The organism is Dyella flagellata (assembly GCF_030160275.1).
In the GTDB taxonomy this organism is placed as follows: Bacteria; Pseudomonadota; Gammaproteobacteria; order Xanthomonadales; family Rhodanobacteraceae; genus Dyella_B; species Dyella_B flagellata.
Genome location: NZ_BSOA01000002.1, coordinates 30,908 through 46,957, shown reverse-complemented (window position 1 = coordinate 46,957; position 16,050 = coordinate 30,908). Strand labels below are relative to the sequence as shown.

10 protein-coding genes are annotated in these 16,050 nt (G+C 61.8%); 4 read left to right on the top strand and 6 right to left on the bottom strand.

Going from position 1 to position 16,050, the window contains the following annotated elements; translation table 11 throughout:
- The first annotated feature begins 116 nt into the window (after positions 1-116).
- Positions 117-749 (top strand): hypothetical protein, encoded by a 633-nt coding sequence (locus QQJ96_RS00540; RefSeq protein ID WP_284329934.1) that lies wholly within the window; start codon positions 117-119, stop codon positions 747-749.
- A 193-nt stretch (positions 750-942) separates the two neighbouring features.
- Here the strand turns inward: QQJ96_RS00540 and QQJ96_RS00535 are convergent, their stop codons facing one another.
- The 6 genes from QQJ96_RS00535 to QQJ96_RS00510 all read right to left on the bottom strand — a co-directional run bounded on the left by QQJ96_RS00535 (position 943) and on the right by QQJ96_RS00510 (position 8,445).
- Positions 943-1,161, bottom strand: a complete 219-nt coding sequence (locus QQJ96_RS00535; RefSeq protein WP_284329933.1) for a hypothetical protein — start codon at positions 1,159-1,161, stop codon at positions 943-945.
- 167 nt (positions 1,162-1,328) lie between these two features.
- Positions 1,329-2,648, bottom strand: coding sequence for a hypothetical protein (locus tag QQJ96_RS00530; protein WP_284329931.1), 1,320 nt, complete (start codon positions 2,646-2,648; stop codon positions 1,329-1,331).
- 119 nt (positions 2,649-2,767) lie between these two features.
- Complete coding sequence (locus QQJ96_RS00525) at positions 2,768-3,562, bottom strand: TOBE domain-containing protein (RefSeq protein ID WP_284329930.1); 795 nt, start codon at positions 3,560-3,562, stop codon at positions 2,768-2,770.
- 126 nt (positions 3,563-3,688) lie between these two features.
- The gene (locus tag QQJ96_RS00520; RefSeq protein WP_284330115.1) at positions 3,689-5,149 is read right to left on the bottom strand and encodes a hypothetical protein; all 1,461 of its coding nucleotides are present in this window, start codon (positions 5,147-5,149) and stop codon (positions 3,689-3,691) included.
- Positions 5,150-5,456: 307 nt separating this feature from the next.
- Positions 5,457-6,485: a terpene synthase family protein gene (locus tag QQJ96_RS00515; protein WP_284329929.1), complete on the bottom strand. Its 1,029-nt coding sequence runs from the start codon at positions 6,483-6,485 to the stop codon at positions 5,457-5,459.
- Positions 6,486-6,828: 343 nt separating this feature from the next.
- Positions 6,829-8,445, bottom strand: a complete 1,617-nt coding sequence (locus QQJ96_RS00510; protein ID WP_284329928.1) for an alpha-glucosidase family protein — start codon at positions 8,443-8,445, stop codon at positions 6,829-6,831.
- Positions 8,446-8,967: 522 nt separating this feature from the next.
- On the opposite strand from QQJ96_RS00510, the gene QQJ96_RS00505 reads away from it, so the two are divergent.
- The 3 genes from QQJ96_RS00505 to QQJ96_RS00495 all read left to right on the top strand — a co-directional run bounded on the left by QQJ96_RS00505 (position 8,968) and on the right by QQJ96_RS00495 (position 16,040).
- A complete protein-coding gene (locus tag QQJ96_RS00505; protein WP_284329927.1) occupies positions 8,968-11,844 on the top strand; it encodes a TonB-dependent receptor in 2,877 nt (958 codons plus the stop codon).
- Positions 11,845-11,983: 139 nt separating this feature from the next.
- Positions 11,984-13,549, top strand: a complete 1,566-nt coding sequence (locus QQJ96_RS00500; RefSeq protein WP_284329926.1) for an alpha-amylase family glycosyl hydrolase — start codon at positions 11,984-11,986, stop codon at positions 13,547-13,549.
- A gap of 139 nt (positions 13,550-13,688) precedes the next feature.
- Entirely contained in the window at positions 13,689-16,040 is a 2,352-nt protein-coding gene (locus QQJ96_RS00495; RefSeq protein WP_284329925.1) for a TIM-barrel domain-containing protein, read from the top strand.
- Positions 16,041-16,050: the final 10 nt, after the last annotated feature.

Below are 16,050 nucleotides of genomic sequence, written 5' to 3'. Positions count from 1 at the left end.
CTGCTTGTGTCGATGTTGCGGCCGGCACTCATATCGTCCCGGCATCGTGGGTAGCCATGCTGCCAAGACATTTGTAATGGTTCCTGTTCCCTTTCAATATGAGAGATCCAGGCAAAATGGCCGTGCCAACCTTCCCGATGCGAAAAACCAAACTTGCCTGTCTGATTGTTGCGCTGGCGCTATTTGCCACCCAGTCATTGGCCGTGACCCGCGATGAGGCAATGAGTCTTATTGCACAAATCAACGCAAAGTGGGCCGAGGTTCCCGCGGCCCAGGAGCACTACAAGCCCGCCCCTGCCGGCTGGCACCAGGTCGCGGAGAATTCCGTACCTGTCACGTTGTCCTTTCCCTGTGCGCCGCAACTGCTCGGGTCATCCAACCAATCAGGTGCGGACGCCTTTCAGTATGGCTGCGCCAAAGATGGTTTGATTTATGGCTTCGTTCTTCTTCAACGCCACGCCGACTATAGCGATGAGATAGCGAAAGCATTTCTTGCGGGACAGGAAACGAGCATAAGCGGGCACTTTCAGGGCGGCGCGCAGAATGCTTCGATTCATCCCCTGCATCGGGTCTCCTATGAAGGTGCCTGGGGTAGGCAGGAGATCTATTCGTCGAAAAACCTGAGCATGGAAACGCGAGTGCTGATACGAAAGAACCTGGCGGTTGAACTGGTCGTCCGGTCAAGCTCGGACATGCCTCAGGATGCCGCGGAGACTTTCTTCAACTCCCTGCGATTCAAGGAACCGTAGGAACGCGGTTCCGCCGGAAGGAAGGCACGGACCGCGGGAAGGATTGATCGCTCCTTCAACCGCGGCATCCCGTGCACATCAGGTTCCTCGTTGGCGATTGGCCGTGTATCCAGCCGCCCGCCCTTCAGGCAGCACTTCCGGGCTGCTTCCGCAGGCCATCGCTGTGGGTGTCCCCCAAGAGGAGCAATGGCGTTCAGCGCTTCGAAAACAGACCACCCGCTGCCAGTAGCGCGCCCACCACGATACCGCCGATGCCCATCCATGACGGAATCGCCTTGTCATGGGTGGCGGTGAGCTTGGCCGAGCCGATCTGCACCAAGGTGTCGGTTTGCGAATAGCTGCCGTGGCCGAATACGACCCACAGGCCGCCGGCCAGCAGCACGAGTCCCAGGACGATCAGAATGGCGCGCATGCTTGGCTCCGCGAAAATGTTGGGGCGATCATAGGCGCCGGCATCGAGTAAAAGGAAGGCGGTACCCATGGCCGCTTCACGGACGCTTCATTCGTAGGCTGGGATGACAATCCCAGCATCAGGAAGCCATATAGATAGCTGGGATGTCATCCCAGCCTACGCCTGCGTTAGAACTTGTAGTCGAGCATCAGGCGGTTGTAGACGAAGCTCTGGTTGGTCGGATTGAGATTGTCGACGCCGCCGTTGGAGAGTTCCCAGCGGTCGCGCAGCGTCAAGCCCTTGAGGGCGCCGTCCAGGTGATAGATCACGTCGAAATACAAGTTGTGGCTGTTGCCGCGGTAATACGTCAGATACTTTGCGTAGGCGGCGGTAAGTTCCAGTTTCTTGTCGAGCAGGTCGTAGGTGAATTTGCCTTTCCACGCATGACCCGGGCCGGTTTCGACCAGGCCGCGGATCATCGAAGTGGTGAACAGCGGATCGGAGCCGTAGTTCATGGTGTATGGCGAAATTGCCGCGCCGCCGCCCACCGCGCCGGCTTCGCGCGCCAGCTTGTTGTAGTAAATGTCAAAGCGGCCATTGGGAATTACCACGCCGAGGTCGCCGCCGATGGCTCGACTCTTCACGTGTGTTCCCGCCACGCCGAAAAGCTTGGTGCCCGTTTCGGTGAAGCGGTTGTCCGATCCGTCGTTTTGCACCAGGTATTGCGCGCCGATAACGGGATCGAAGCCCGAACCGGTATCGAACACGTAGCTGCCTACTGCATACACGGTGCGGGCGAAATGGATGAAATCGTAATAGCGCAGCTGCGCGCTCAGCCCGCCGTGGACGTAGGTAGTGCCGCCCTCCCAAGTGCCCGGTGCGGAACGCGCGTGCAGCGGGAGGGAGCCGTTGTTGCCGTACATCGAATCGCCGTCGTATTTGGACGGGTAGTACAGGTTGTCCGGATACATGCCGGGGGAAGTGCGGCTCTTCCAGCTGTATTCACGCAGCGCGAACACGTTCCAGCCGCGCAGTGGCGTGATCTGCAGCTTCAGCGCGTTGTACGAGGAAGGAATGACGCGCGAATCGTTGTTGCCCATCCACGGATCGTCGGCGAGGTATTGATAGCCGCCGCGAAACAGGAACATGTCGTGCTGGTATTGCAGATAGGCTTGGGCAAAGGTGCCGATCGAGTTGTTGGGGCCGGCGAGCGTGGTGTCGATCTTCGCCGGGTTGTTCGAATGCGTACCGAAGGAGTTGACCGTTGCGAACGTCCCGCCGACGCTGAAGCCGGTGAGGAAGCTGCCGGTTTGCGCGTTGATCAGGGCGCCGGTGGAGAACGCGCTGGCGTTCGGTACGGTCTTGCTGGCGTAGAGGCGGTTGAAGTTGTAGAGGCGCAAATCGCCGTCCACATGGCCGTTGCTGAAGATGTCGCCATCGGCGTGCGCCACGCCGCACGCCGCGAGCAGTCCAACCATGGCGGCGGCAAGGGCCCGTTGCTTCGTCATGCCAGTACCCCGTCCCAAAGTGATCGATCGCCGGGCTCCCCAGCCTGGCGTTATGTAGTTGAGTATATGACGGTTGGCGGGCCGCGCTTATGACGGTTTTGGCAGCCGCGGGCGTCCTCTTAGCGAGTAGTCCCGAGCATCACGCTGGAGGCTTTCACGACAGCCAGCACGGGGGTCCCTTCCTTCAGGCCCAGCTGGGACACGCTTTCCGTGGTAACGACTGCAGCCATCACGTTGCCGCCGGAGAGCCGTACCCGTACGTCGGCATTCACCGGCCCTTCGATGACCTGCACGACCGCACCGGGAAATTGATTGCGTGCCGATAGCCGCATGCCCTCTTCGGGCAGGGCCAGCAACACTGAGGAAGCCTTGATCAGGGCGATGGCCTCGCTGCCGACCTTCAAGCCGAGATTTTCCGTGCTCTCGCAGGTCAGATTGGCGACCACCCGTTCGCCGCCGGGCAACTGAAGCTCCACGGTGTCATTGACCACGCCCTTGTGGATCGCCGTGACTCGGCCGGAAAACTGATTGCGTGCGCTGGTGCGGAACATAAGGCTCCTGATCAGCTGGATGTCGGCGGCGGAAGCGTCGGTGAGGTTCTCGAATTGTTCGAGAAAACGTCGATGCACCTCTTCCAGCGCCGCAAAGGTTTCGACCAGGCGCCGGCCGCGTTCGGTGAGATGCGTGCCGCCGCCACCCTTGCCACCGGCCGCGCGCATCACCAGGGGCTCGTCCGCCAGATTGTTGATGGCGTCGATCGCATCCCATGCCCCTTTGTAACTCATGCCGCACGCGCGCGCAGCGGCGGTGATGGAGCCGGTCTGTTCGATCTTCGCCAGCAGGGCGATGCGATCGGCGCCAGCCAGCGCCTGGTCGCCCAGCTGCAGTGACAATATGCCTTTGAGCTTGAACATTCCCCGCCTGCTGAACTTAATTGGCTGACGGGATCCATTGTAGGCTGGGATGAAATCCCAGCATCGCGCCACTGCACGTAAGCTGGGATGGTCATCCCAGCCTACGTATCCCGGCGAGGGGGAAGATCACTGGGCGTAGTCGTAGTAATCCACGCCCAGGTCCTGGAACGCCGCCTCGTACGTATCGCCGGTACGCGCGATCACGAACTGGTTGGTGGGAGGGCGGTCGAGCGCTACGTCGTGGCCATCGTGCAAGGCTTCGTACTGCTCACGGGTGAGGTCGGTGGATTCGGCCAGTGCTGCGCGGAAGCCGATCTTCGCCGCCGCTTCGCGCCAGCCCGGCACCACGCGCAGCGGGATCGCTTCGGATGCGTCGCCACTGCCATAGCCGATGGCATACAGCTTGGCGTTGGTCCATTCGACCTGGTCTTCCAGCGCCTGTTCGAAGCCGGCGGCGATCCATGCTGGCAACGCGGCGGTGTAGAGATTGCCCAGCTCCATGGCCCAATCGGTGCCCAGGTTTACGCGCGTAGCCAGCAATTGCTGGAACGCGGCACTCTTGCGCACCAGGCCGGACAGCTTGGTAGTGAGCGGGTGGGCATCCTGGGCGGCGTCGGCATGCGCGCCCTGGCGCACGAACTCGCCATACAGGTCCGGCGTGTTGCGGCATTCGGCCACTACGCCTTCCGGCGATACGCCAGCCTGCTCGCACAAGGCCCGGAAGTCGGCGTGGGGCTGCGGCGCGCGTGCCAGCGCGCGGGCATAGATGAAGGCCAGGGCCTGCAGCGGCATCATGTGGTACGGGCGGTGGAAGAACAGCCCGCCGGCGCCGTTGAGGAAATCCAGATCCGCCATGCCCAGTCGTTGGATCATGGCGTCGGTGGCCTGGCCCACTTCGTCCAGGTAGGCGAAGGTGGAGTACTTGCCGCTGAAGATCGGGAAATCGTGCAGGCGACGGTGACGTTGACCGTATTCGTGATGGAAGTGGCGCAGGAACGGCTTGCGGAAATCGGGGCCGCGGTAGTCCGAGGCGCTGCCGGCGTGGGCCAGGTCCACTTCGAACATCTTCGGCTGCGCTTCCACCAGCATCGCCACCGCGCCAGCGCCTTGCGTCTGCTCGCCGCTGGAGCCGCGCTCGTAGGCGGCGATGTCGCTGCACACCACGATCGCCTGGCGGCCGTTGGCGTCGAACGCCACGTAGCGCAGCGCGCTCTTCAGCGCATATACGCCGCCCAGGCAGGCGTGCTTGAATTCCGGCACTTCCAGCTGGCGCGAAAGGCGCGGCAGCCCCAAGCGTTCCAGCTCGCGATCTACCATGCCGCGCACGATCACCGCACCGGCGGAGTTGTCCTTGCTGCTTTCGGTGCCGAGCGCCAGCTGGCCGACGTTGCGCGGGTCGATGTTGTACTGGCGGATCAAGCGCAGCACGGCGGTGGCGGCCATGGTGTAGGCGTCTTCATACGCCGCCGGCTGACGGAAGCTGCGGCCGACCACGGCCTGAACCTTATCCCAGGAGTTGCCCGTCCATTCGCACCAGTCGCGCAGGGATACGCGGGGGCGGGGTACGTACAGGCTCATGCCGCTCACGCCTGGGTTGCTTCGTGCTGCCGTCTCGTTCGCTGTATTCAAAAGCTTGTTCCTCGGTGGTGTCGGACTCCGGCCGCAATGACCTCGCCGTGCGCGCTTGGGAGCACGCAAGCTGCGGGGACAGGGAGACGCGTCGCAGGGCGGACGTTCTTCAAGCCGAACGCTGCCGCCCGGGCGGGGGGATGCGAGCGCCCGGCCGAACCACGAGATTTTAACCACGTTAGCTTTCAGCGAGTCGACTTTTGGTTACATTCGCAATCGCCGGCCCCCTTTGGGGCGGCGGCGTGAACGATGTCGACGCGTGGAATTACCAGGCCTTGATCGCCGTGTCCGGTCCAGTAAAGGCCTGGGTGCCGGGCTGCGAGCCCAGCCAGTCCCGATAGCCGCTCATCCAATGCTTCAGTCCACGGATGTAGGCGGACAAGGCGGGGCCGGCGCTTTCTCTCACCCCGCTGGCCGTGCAGATGAAGGCGTCGATCTCGCTGCGGATGCGCTCACTCACACGATCCACGCTACGCTGCAGCGTATAGCCCTGGCTGGCATACAGCGAAACCGTGTTTCGATGCGGAGCCGACTGGCGTACGTCCATGCCCAGGTGTTGCACGTCGCTGCTCCAGCACACGATGCGATTGGTGTGACGGCGCAATTGCTGCACGTTGGCCTGATCGTATTCTTCCTGCGGCAGCGGCAGGCCGTTGCCAAAATCGATCAGATACAGGCAGGGGTAAAGGCCTCCGGCATGGCGCAGGATGGCTTCGTGCCGATGCGCGCGCGGTGCGCGCGCATGCGAATGCTCCAGCATGCGCAGGCCGGCCATCCCTACCCACAGATGCATGGCATGCGCAAAACGCTCAAACTGGGGATCGGACATGCTCAGCCGCAATTGCCGGCACAGGTCCATCCAGGCGGTCTCGCCATACACCGGTTCGTTGCCGACGCGGCCGATGTCGAGCACATCGATGACCGCGGTGAGGTTGGAAATGGTATAGGCCGACACTTTCTCGGTCTGGCCGACGAACCAGTCGTCGACCAGGAAATACCAGGCATAGAAATTGGCAATGGTCTGCAGTCGCTCCAGCGACGCATACGGATGGCAGCGCGCGGCGAGCCAGCCTAATTTGGCCTGCGCAATGCGGGCGCGGTAACGCTCGTTGGGAATCAGCCCATGCTGCAGCAGCCATTGCTGCATGCGTGCTTCCACGAACGGTGCATGCGGGGAGCACGCGCTCGCCCAGGGATATCGAAGATTCGGCAGGCGCAATCCATTGGAAACCTGGTCTTCCACCGAAGGTGCGAACGGTGCGTGGGTAGCATGCAGACTTTCTAGGCGATGCATGGCGGCTCTCTCCGTGAGGAACGGCACGAACGGGATGACCGGCGAAGTGCTGCCAAGGAAAACCATGCCGCCGCCAAGCTTGTGGAAATTGTCGGGCGCCAAGCAGCCGGCCCGGGCAGCGGTCGTTACATCACGCTTTCATCGGGCGCCGGACGGGAGGCGCCGCGTGACTATCAAAGGAATTGGCCCCGGTTCCTAGAATTGAGGACTACGTGTGAAATTCTAGGCTTGGAAACGTGACGACAATGTGAATTAGAAATGCTAAGTAGTTTGATTTTTATAGGTTTAAGCGGGACGGGTTGATTCAGGGCTTGTCGGCTGGGAAGGTCATCCCAGCCTCGTGTTACGGGATGCGCGCGAATAGCACCCCATGCCCGGGCAACTCCAGTTGCCCATTGCGCAATGCGCCTTGCTGCAAGCCATGCCCGTCCAGCGGCGTGGCGGCATCGAATCCGGCCAGGGGCACCGCTTGCGGGTGCTTGCCGAGGTTGAACGCTGCCAGCACCTGCTCGGAGCCATGCTTGCGAACGAAGGCCAGGATCGGCTCGGGCAAATCCAGCAAACGGATGTCGCCCTGCCGCAGCGCAGGTTGCGCGGCGCGCCATCGCATGAAGCGGCGGAAGCCATGCAGCACCGAGTTCGCGTCCGCTTCCTGATGCGTCACGGCCAAGGTCTTGTGCGCTTCGTCGATCGGCAGCCATGGCGGCGCCGAGCTGAAACCTGCGAAGGGGCCGTCATTCCAGGGCATCGGCGTACGGCAGCCATCGCGACCCTTGAAGGTGGGCCAGAAGGTGATGCCGTAGGGATCGCGCAGGGATTCGAACGGCAGTTCCGCTTCGGTAAGGCCAAGCTCTTCGCCCTGGTACACGCATACCGAGCCACGCAGCGAGCACAGCATGGCGGTGAGCAAGTTGGCCAGGCGTGGCGAGGCATTGCCGTTGCCCCAGCGTGTAAGCACGCGTTCCACGTCGTGGTTGGAAATGGCCCAGCACGGCCAGCCTTCGCTTACCTGTGCCTCCAGTTGCGCCACAGTCTGGCGAATGTACCCGGCGCTGTAGTCGCTGCTGAGCAATTCGAAGCTATAGCCCATGTGCAGGCGCTGGCCGCGCGTGTATTGGGCCATCGTTGCCAGCGAATCTTCCGAGGATATCTCGCCGAGCGTTACCGCGCTCGGATAGCGGTCGAGCAGGGCGCGTAAATCACACAGGAAATCCAGGTTTTCCGGCTGCGTATTGTTGTACAGGTGGTATTGGAAGGCGTACGGATTATCCGGGCTGAAGCCACGGCCCACGCGCTTTTCCTTCGGCTTGGGTGGGTTGTCGCGCAGCTGCCGGTCGTGGAAGCAGAAATTGATCGCATCCAGCCGCAAGCCATCCACGCCCTTGTCCAGCCAGAAGCGCACGTTGTCGAGCACGGCCGCGCGCACGGCCGGATTGTGGAAATTGAGATCCGGCTGCGAGGCGAGGAAGTTGTGCAGATAGTATTGGCCGCGCCGCGGCTCCCATTGCCACGCCGAGCCGCCGAAGATCGATAGCCAGTTATTGGGCGGGCTGCCATCGGGCTTGGCGTCCGCCCACACATACCAGTCGGCCTTTGCGTTGTCTGTGTTCTGGCGGCTTTCCTTGAACCAGGCATGCTGGTCGGAGGTGTGGCTGAGCACCTGGTCGATCATCACCTTCAAGCCCAGGCCGTGTGCCTTGGCGAGCAGTCGATCGAAATCCTGAAGCGTGCCGAACAGCGGGTCGACGTCGCGGTAATCGGCAATGTCATAGCCGAAATCGGCCATCGGCGAACGGAAGAACGGCGCGACCCAGATCGCATCCACGCCCAGGCTCGCCACGTAGTCCAGCTGCTGGATGATGCCCGGCAGGTCGCCCACGCCGTCGCCGTTGGTATCCAGAAAACTGCGTGGATAGATCTGATAGATGACGGCGCCGCGCCACCAGGATGCATCGGTCATTGGAAACGCTTTCCTTGGATAAAGCCGAAACTCGCCGGCCCTGCTTTTTTTCCTTAAGCGAAGGCTATCCGCCCGTTGCCCGGGTTTCAGGCTAACGCGCCCTGGGCAGGCAAGCAAAGCTGTTGGCGTGGTGCAGCTTAGTCGCGAGGCTTGGATTGCTCGCAGGGCTTGCATACGTATTCATTCGTGCTGCGGTTGCGGCATCGACGGCGCGGCGAAAAAAACCTCGTCGCCAGGCAGTGCGCTCGGGCACTGCGTAAAAATGGCGTAATGCCCGCGTTTCCCGCCGTTTCAGCGTAGTAGTGCGCGCAAGCGGGTCGCGCATGTTGCGCTGCGATGACAGCTGACCAGGGCAAGGTATGAATACGTATGCAGGATGTGGTCTGCTTGGAAAAACGCGCCCTACCATCCACTCACGCCGTCGGATTCGTCCGTCTGCGTGGGCGCCGACCGTACCGCGAAGCTAAGCGTCGGCGGCCGACAAGAGGCGATTACAAGAAATGAATTTTGGGGAGGGGACTCGTGATACTCAAGCGTAATTTGCTGGTGATGGCTCTTGCTGCGGCCGGTCTCACCATGGCTTTCGGCGTGCAAGCAGCGACGGATGACACTGGCGCACAGACTGCAGCCGGCACCTCGCAGCAGACCAACACGGCCAGCACCAGCCAGGCCACCACCAATCCGAAGAGCCAGCAGGAGCTGGCCAAGAGCCTGTCCACCGTGACGGTGACCGGCTTCAGCAGCAGTGTCGAGAAGTCGATCGACTATCAGCGCTATGCCGACACCATCCAGAGCGTAGTGACCGCTGCCGACATCGGCGGTCTGCCGGACCAGTCCATTGCCGACTCGCTGACGCATCTGCCGGGCGTTTCCGCCGAGCGCATCGCCGGCCAGGCCTCGCAGATCAACATCCGTGGCTTGTCGGGCGACTTCATCCAGACCACGCTGGATGGCCGCGAACAGCCTTCCACCAGCGGCACCAACTACATCCAGTTCGATCAGTATCCGTCGGAGCTGATCAACATGGCGACGGTATACAAGACCTCGCAGGCCTCGCTGGTCACCGGCGGCGTGGCTGGCACTATTGCGCTGCAGACGGCCAATCCGCTGGAAAACAGCAAGGACCAGTCGCTCAACATCGACGCGCGTGGCAGCTATGACGGCCAGGCTCACGACGTGCCGGGCGCCAATCCGGTCGGCTATCGCCTGAGCGTTGCCTACCAGGGCAAGTTCCTGGACAACACTCTGGGTGTCGGCCTGGGCTTTGCGGACATGTATCAGCCGCATGTATCCGAGCAGTTCGTGGGCGAGGCGTCGGATGGCGGCCTGTACAAATTGAATAAAGACTCATCGCAGACGGCCTATCTGCCGGAAGGCTACCAGTTGCAGCAGAACGGCGGCGAAGAGCGTCGCCGCGGCTATCTGGGCACGGTGGTGTGGCGTCCGACCAAGGAGCTGCAGCTGACGGCGGACACCTTCTTCTCGAAGTTCAACAACAGCTCATTCGGTTACGGTCTGCGCTCGCAGAATTTCTACGGTAACAACGCGCAGATCACCAATCCCGTGCTCAGTTCACTGGGTACGGTGATCGGCGGCACGGTGGCCACTAATCCTGCCGGCGTCGGTGGCAATCAGTTCTCCAACGAAACCACGGCTGACAACTACACCACCAACACCGATGTGTTCTCCGGCGGCCTGAATCTGAAGTGGAACCACGACAACTGGCACATCGATTCCGACATCTCGATGTCGCATGCCAGCAGCCACGAAATCAACGTCGATACCACGGCCGATCCCTATACGGGCCTGGGTACCAGCAATCCGCAGCTGATGGCGCAGTCGACCAACTTCCTGTTCAAGGGTCGCAATATCGGTGACGTGTCGATGGCCAATCCGGGCCTCTACACCAACCTCAACGACATGGGTCTGTCGCGTTATGGTGTGTATCCCTACATCTACCACGACCGCGACAAGGCTTTCCGCACCAGCGTGCAGTACGACCTGCCGAACAACCCGGTGTTTTCGGCGATCGAAGCGGGTGTCTACGCCAATAACCATACTTACAATGCGGATCGCGAGGTCTACGTCTACGGTTCGGAGTGGAACACTTCGCCCGTTCCCGGCGAGCCGCCGCTGAGCATTCCTTCCTCGGCCGCTCAGGTCACCTGCTGGAAAGGCAAATTCAGCGGCTTCCCCTGCTTCCTGACCCTCAACGGCCCGGCCATCCTCGCCGCGCATGGCATCGTTGCCAATCCGGTGAAGAACATCACCGACCAGAGCTGGTCGGAAATCCAGAGCGGCTCAGTCAACGAAAAGACCCGCGACGTGTTCGTGATGGGTGATCTCGACGCGCAGGTGTTCGGTCACGAGCTGACCGGCAACGTGGGCGTGCGTGTGTCGCGTCAATCGCAGTACAGCTACGGCCTGCAGCAGGTCGGTAACGGTGCGGGCGTGCTGATTGTCGATGGCAACGGCAAGAGCAGCATGGACTATGCGCCGATCAAGTCGGGCAAGACCTATACCGACTATCTACCGTCGATGAACCTGATCTACCACTTGACGGATCAGGATCAGATGCGCTTTGCCGCGGCGAAAGTGCTGTCGCGTCCGCCGATCAACACCATGCTGGCCGGTGCTGGTTCGTGGGTATCGGCTGGCCAGTACAACGTGTGGGGCGGCACTAGCCCGCTGCTGAACCCGCTGCGCGCGCAGCAGTACGATCTGGATTATGAGCATTACTTCGATGATTCCACCGGTGCGGTGACGGCCGGCGTGTTCTTCAAGAAGATCAACTCGTTCATCGAGAACGTCACCTACAACAACTTCGACTTCGCCTCGGCGGGCATTACCGTGCCGACCGATCCGAGCACCGGCAAGCCGTACTTGAACGGCCAATACCAGACCTCGTACAACGCCAAGGGCGGCGATCTGCGCGGCGTGGAAGCTTCTTTCACCAAGACGCACTTCCTGCCGGGCATCTGGTCGGGCCTGGGCTTCGATGCGAACTTTGCGTACACCAAGAGCAACGTGCGCAACGCGACCACCCTGGCTGGTCCCACCACTTACATCGGTCTGCCAGGCCTGTCCAAGCGCGTGGCCAGTGCGGCGGTGTTCTACGACAACGGCACGTTCTCGGCGCGCCTCTCGGCCAATTATCGTTCGTCGTTCCTCTCCAACACGCAGATTGCAGTGACCAACCAGTTGGTGACGTTTGCCTCGGAAACCGTGTACGACTTCCAGGCGGCCTACAACATCACCAAGCAGTTCAGCGTCGTCTACCAGATGCTCAACCTGAGCAACCAGCCGACCAAGACCTATTTCGGCGGCAATCCGCAGCAGACCGGCACGATCCAGTACTTCGGCCGTACCAGCTACCTGGGCGTGAACTTCCAGCTGTAACACTCCCCCGGCCCGGCTCCGTTGACGATTGGGGAGCCGGGTCCTTTTCCAGGCGTGAGCCGATTCGCCTTCGTCGCTTTCCCGACTGTTGCGCGGCCGTGCCGCGACGACGACACTCCATCCCCGGGAGGGCGAACTTATGTTCAAGTTCAGAACGGTTCTACGTTCCTTCGCAGTGGCTGCGGCGCTGGCGCTGCTGTCGGTGCCATCCTTGGCGCAAGAAAAAGCACCGGCCAAGCCGGCTGCGCAGGCATCCGGCGTCTATTACGAGATCTTCGTCCGTGCCTTCTACGATAGTAACGGCGATGGCATCGGCGATCTCAATGGCGTCACCGCCAAACTCGATTACATCAAGTCGCTGGGCGTGAGCGGCATCTGGTTGATGCCGATCAACCCATCGCCTAGCTACCACGGCTACGACATCACCGATTACGAGGGCATCAATCCGCAGTACGGCACGCTGCGCGATTTCAAGAAGCTGCTGGCCGAGGCGCACAAGCGCGGCATCCAGGTGGTGATGGACATGGTGATCAACCACACCTCCGACCAGCACCCCTGGTTCAAGGCGGCACTGGATCCCAAGGACCCGCACCACGACTGGTACCTGTGGGCCAAGCCGGGTACGGACCTGAAGGCCATCAGCGCGGTTGGCGGCCCGGCCTGGCATCGCGCATCGAACGGTGCTTACTACGAGGGCACGTTTACCGCCGCCATGCCGGACCTCAATTACGATCATCCAGCCGTCCGCAAAGCCATGATCGACGTAGGCCGGTTCTGGCTGCGGCAGGGCGTGGATGGTTTCCGCCTGGATGCCGCGCAGCACATCTACGACGACCTGCGCACGGACATGAGCGATCCGATCGCGCTGCAAAAGAACGTGCGCTGGTGGGCCGAATATCGTCGCGCGCTGGAAGCGACTAATCCCCACGTATGGCTGGTCGGCGAGGTGGCACGACAGAATCCGGATGACCTGAACCCGTACCTGGGCCCCTTGAACGCCGTGTTCGATTTCCCGCTCGCCACGCAGTTGATCGAGAGCGTGACCCAGGAGCGCAACCTCGGCATCGGCCGTGGGCTCGAATACACCTATGCGGCGTATCGCAAGCATGCGAACGGCGCGTTCGACGATGCACCGTTCCTGTCCAATCACGACCAGGAACGCGTGATGAGCCAGCTCGACGACAACATGCTGCATATGCGCATCGCGGCCTCGCTGCTGCTTACGCTGCCCGGCCATCCCTTCATCTATTACGGCGAAGAGCTGGGCATGCAGGGCAGCAAGCCCGACGAGGACATCCGCGAACCGATGCGCTGGTATCGCAACGGCAAAGGGCAGGGCACGGCCAGCTGGAAGGATTGGAGCAGCACGGACGACTCGACCGTCTCGGTTCAAGCGCAGGAAGCCGATCCCGCTTCGCTGCTGAACCTGTATCGCAAGCTGATCAGCTGGCGCAAGCAAGTGAGCGCGTTGCGCGATGGCGTATTGCACGACGTGCCAGCCGCCGATCCGCATGTATTGGCGTACACGCTAGAGGATGCGCAATCGCGTGTGCTGGTCGTGCACAACCTGTCGCGCGAGCCGCGAGTGCTCGAACTGGGGAGTGAGGCGCACGTTAGCTCTGTACTGCTGCAGAGGGAGGGTGGGGCCGTCCTGGCCGATGGGAAACTGACTCTGCCGGCCTACGCCACCGTGATCCTGCAGTAGGCTGGGATGTAATCCCAGCATCGTGATGCCCCATGCATGAAAAAGCTGGCATGCCAATTGTCCCCCGCGCCGGCGAAGTATGGGTATAGTCGGGCGGCTCGTGCATGCCAGCTACTTTGCAACAGGAAAGGATGGGTGGATGACAACCCTGCGTAATTTGGCCTTCTACGGCCTGCTGATCGCTTCCATGTCGTGCTCGGCCTTCGCCGAGCAAACCCCGCCAAGCTTCCAGCTCGATCACGCGGACACACGCGGCATCGAGCTTAAAGCTGGCAACGACCGCATCAGCGTGCGTTTCGTCGCCCCGAACGTGGTGCAGATCCATGCTATGCCGCATGGCGTGAGTACGCGTCCCGGCATCGTGATGGACCCGCATGGCTCGCGCGATACCCTTGCCAACCTGCGCGTCCGCACCACAGCGAGCACGGCGTCCGTGGCCAGCGGCGAGCTGACCGCAACCTGGGACAAGCCGACCGGACGACTCAGTATCGCCGACGCGCAAGGGCACGTGCTGGTACAGACGGATCCGGCCACGCTGATGGATCGTCACATCGATCTACAACATGCTGCCGGCGATCCGCTGTACGGCATCGGCGGCTATGACGCCTTCGAGCCTGCCAAGGGTGGGCTGCTGCGCCATGGCGTACAGATCGCGAAGGCCGGCGAGCAGGGCTATCCGGGTGGTCCCTTCGTGTGGAGCACGCGGGGTTACGGCGTGCTAGTGGACACCGTCGGCGCGAAGTTCGATCTGGCCGATGGGCGTATCGACGTCAGCGGCATCCGTCGCGAGGACGTCAGCTATGACGTGATTGCCGGCACTCCGCCACAGATCTTCGCTGCGCTCGCCACCCTCAGCGGTGCGCCGCCGTTGTTCCCGAAATGGGCGATGGGCTTCACCAACAGCCAGTGGGGCATCGACCAGCAGGAGTTGCTGGCCATCGTGCATGGCTACCGCAGCCGGCATATCCCCATCGACAACTTCACCTTCGACTTCGACTGGAAGGCGTGGGGCGAGGACAACTATGGCGAATTCCGCTGGAACGAGAGCAAGTTTCCCGGTGGCTCCAATGGCCAGCTGAAGAAGGAGATGGACCAGCTCGGCATGCACATGACCGGCATCATGAAACCGCGCATCCACGTCGATACGGTGGAAGGGCGCTATGTCGAGGCGCATGGCCTGTGGGCAGCGAGTCGTCCACAGAACATGGACTACTTTTCGCTGAAACCGGTGCGCGAGGTGGACTTCGACCGGGCTGCGGCGCGCGAGTGGTTTTTCAACGACGCGCTGAAGCACTCTTTCGATACCGGCATCGTCGGCTGGTGGAACGACGAGGCGGACGATACCAACAGCAATACGCAATTCCTCAATATGCAGCGTGCGCTGTATGAAGGGCAGCGCGCCTATACGCCAACCCGTGTATGGTCGATCAATCGCGACTTCTACCTCGGCGCGCAGCGTTACGCCTATGGCCTATGGTCGGGTGACATCGATACCGGCTTCGACAGCATGGCGGCACAGCGCCAGCGCATGCTCAGCGCCATCGACGTGGGCGAGATGAAGTGGGGCATGGACAGTGGCGGTTTCAAAGGCCATCCGGACAACGAGAACTACGCGCGCTGGATCGAATTTGCCGCCTTCGTGCCGATCTTCCGCGTGCACGGCACGCTGGGCGAAAAGCGCCAGCCATGGGTCTATGGACCGGTCGCCGAAAAGGCTGCGACCGACGCGATGCGCTTGCGCTATAGCTTGATTCCGTACATCTACAGTTATGAGCGTGCCGCCACCGCCGATGGCGTCGGCATCGTGCGGCCGCTCAGCTTCGACTATCCGGACGACAGCCAGGTGCGCGATGACGTGGATGCCTGGATGTTCGGCGAAGGGCTGCTGGTGTCGCCGGTGGTGGGAAAAGGCCAGACGGACAAAGAGATCTACCTGCCGGCAGGCGAATGGACGGACTACTTCACCGGCAAGCGCTACCAGGGCGGTCAGACCATCCATTACGCGGTGGACAGCCAGACCTGGGATGACATTCCGCTGTTCGTTCGCGACGGGGCGATCATTCCCACCCAGCCGGCGATGGACTACGTAGGGGAAAAGCCTGTCACCGAACTTACGGTGGACGTATTTCCCGCCGAGCGCGCCACACACTTGGACTACTACGACGATGACGGCGACACCTATGCCTATGAACATGGCGTGTTCTACTCGCAGCGACTGACTACGCAACGTCGCGGCGATGACGCGGAATTGGGCATCGAAGCGCCGCACGGCAGTTACAAGCCCGCGTTGAAGTACTACCTGGTGAAAGTGCATGGCGTGGCTGCTACCCGCGTAGGAGCGCTCAAGCCTTATGCGAATGCGGACGCCCTGCAGGCGGCCAAGGGCGAGGGCTGGGCGGTTGGTCACGATCGCTATGGCGAGGTGACGTTGCTGCGGCTCGCAGCGGCGAGGGCGCGACACGTGGTGTTGCGAGCGGCCGGTTCGCATTGAACGGCAGCGG

Excerpts from the sequence above, each read along its gene's own strand:
- QQJ96_RS00540 (WP_284329934.1), top strand. The coding sequence starts at position 117 with ATGGCCGTGCCAACCTTCCCGATGCGAAAAACCAAACTTGCCTGTCTG.
- QQJ96_RS00535 (WP_284329933.1), bottom strand. The coding sequence starts at position 1,161 with ATGCGCGCCATTCTGATCGTCCTGGGACTCGTGCTGCTGGCCGGCGGC.
- QQJ96_RS00530 (WP_284329931.1), bottom strand. The coding sequence starts at position 2,648 with ATGACGAAGCAACGGGCCCTTGCCGCCGCCATGGTTGGACTGCTCGCG.
- QQJ96_RS00525 (WP_284329930.1), bottom strand. The coding sequence starts at position 3,562 with ATGTTCAAGCTCAAAGGCATATTGTCACTGCAGCTGGGCGACCAGGCG.
- QQJ96_RS00515 (WP_284329929.1), bottom strand. The coding sequence starts at position 6,485 with ATGCATCGCCTAGAAAGTCTGCATGCTACCCACGCACCGTTCGCACCT.
- QQJ96_RS00510 (WP_284329928.1), bottom strand. The coding sequence starts at position 8,445 with ATGACCGATGCATCCTGGTGGCGCGGCGCCGTCATCTATCAGATCTAT.
- QQJ96_RS00500 (WP_284329926.1), top strand. The coding sequence starts at position 11,984 with ATGTTCAAGTTCAGAACGGTTCTACGTTCCTTCGCAGTGGCTGCGGCG.
- QQJ96_RS00495 (WP_284329925.1), top strand. The coding sequence starts at position 13,689 with ATGACAACCCTGCGTAATTTGGCCTTCTACGGCCTGCTGATCGCTTCC.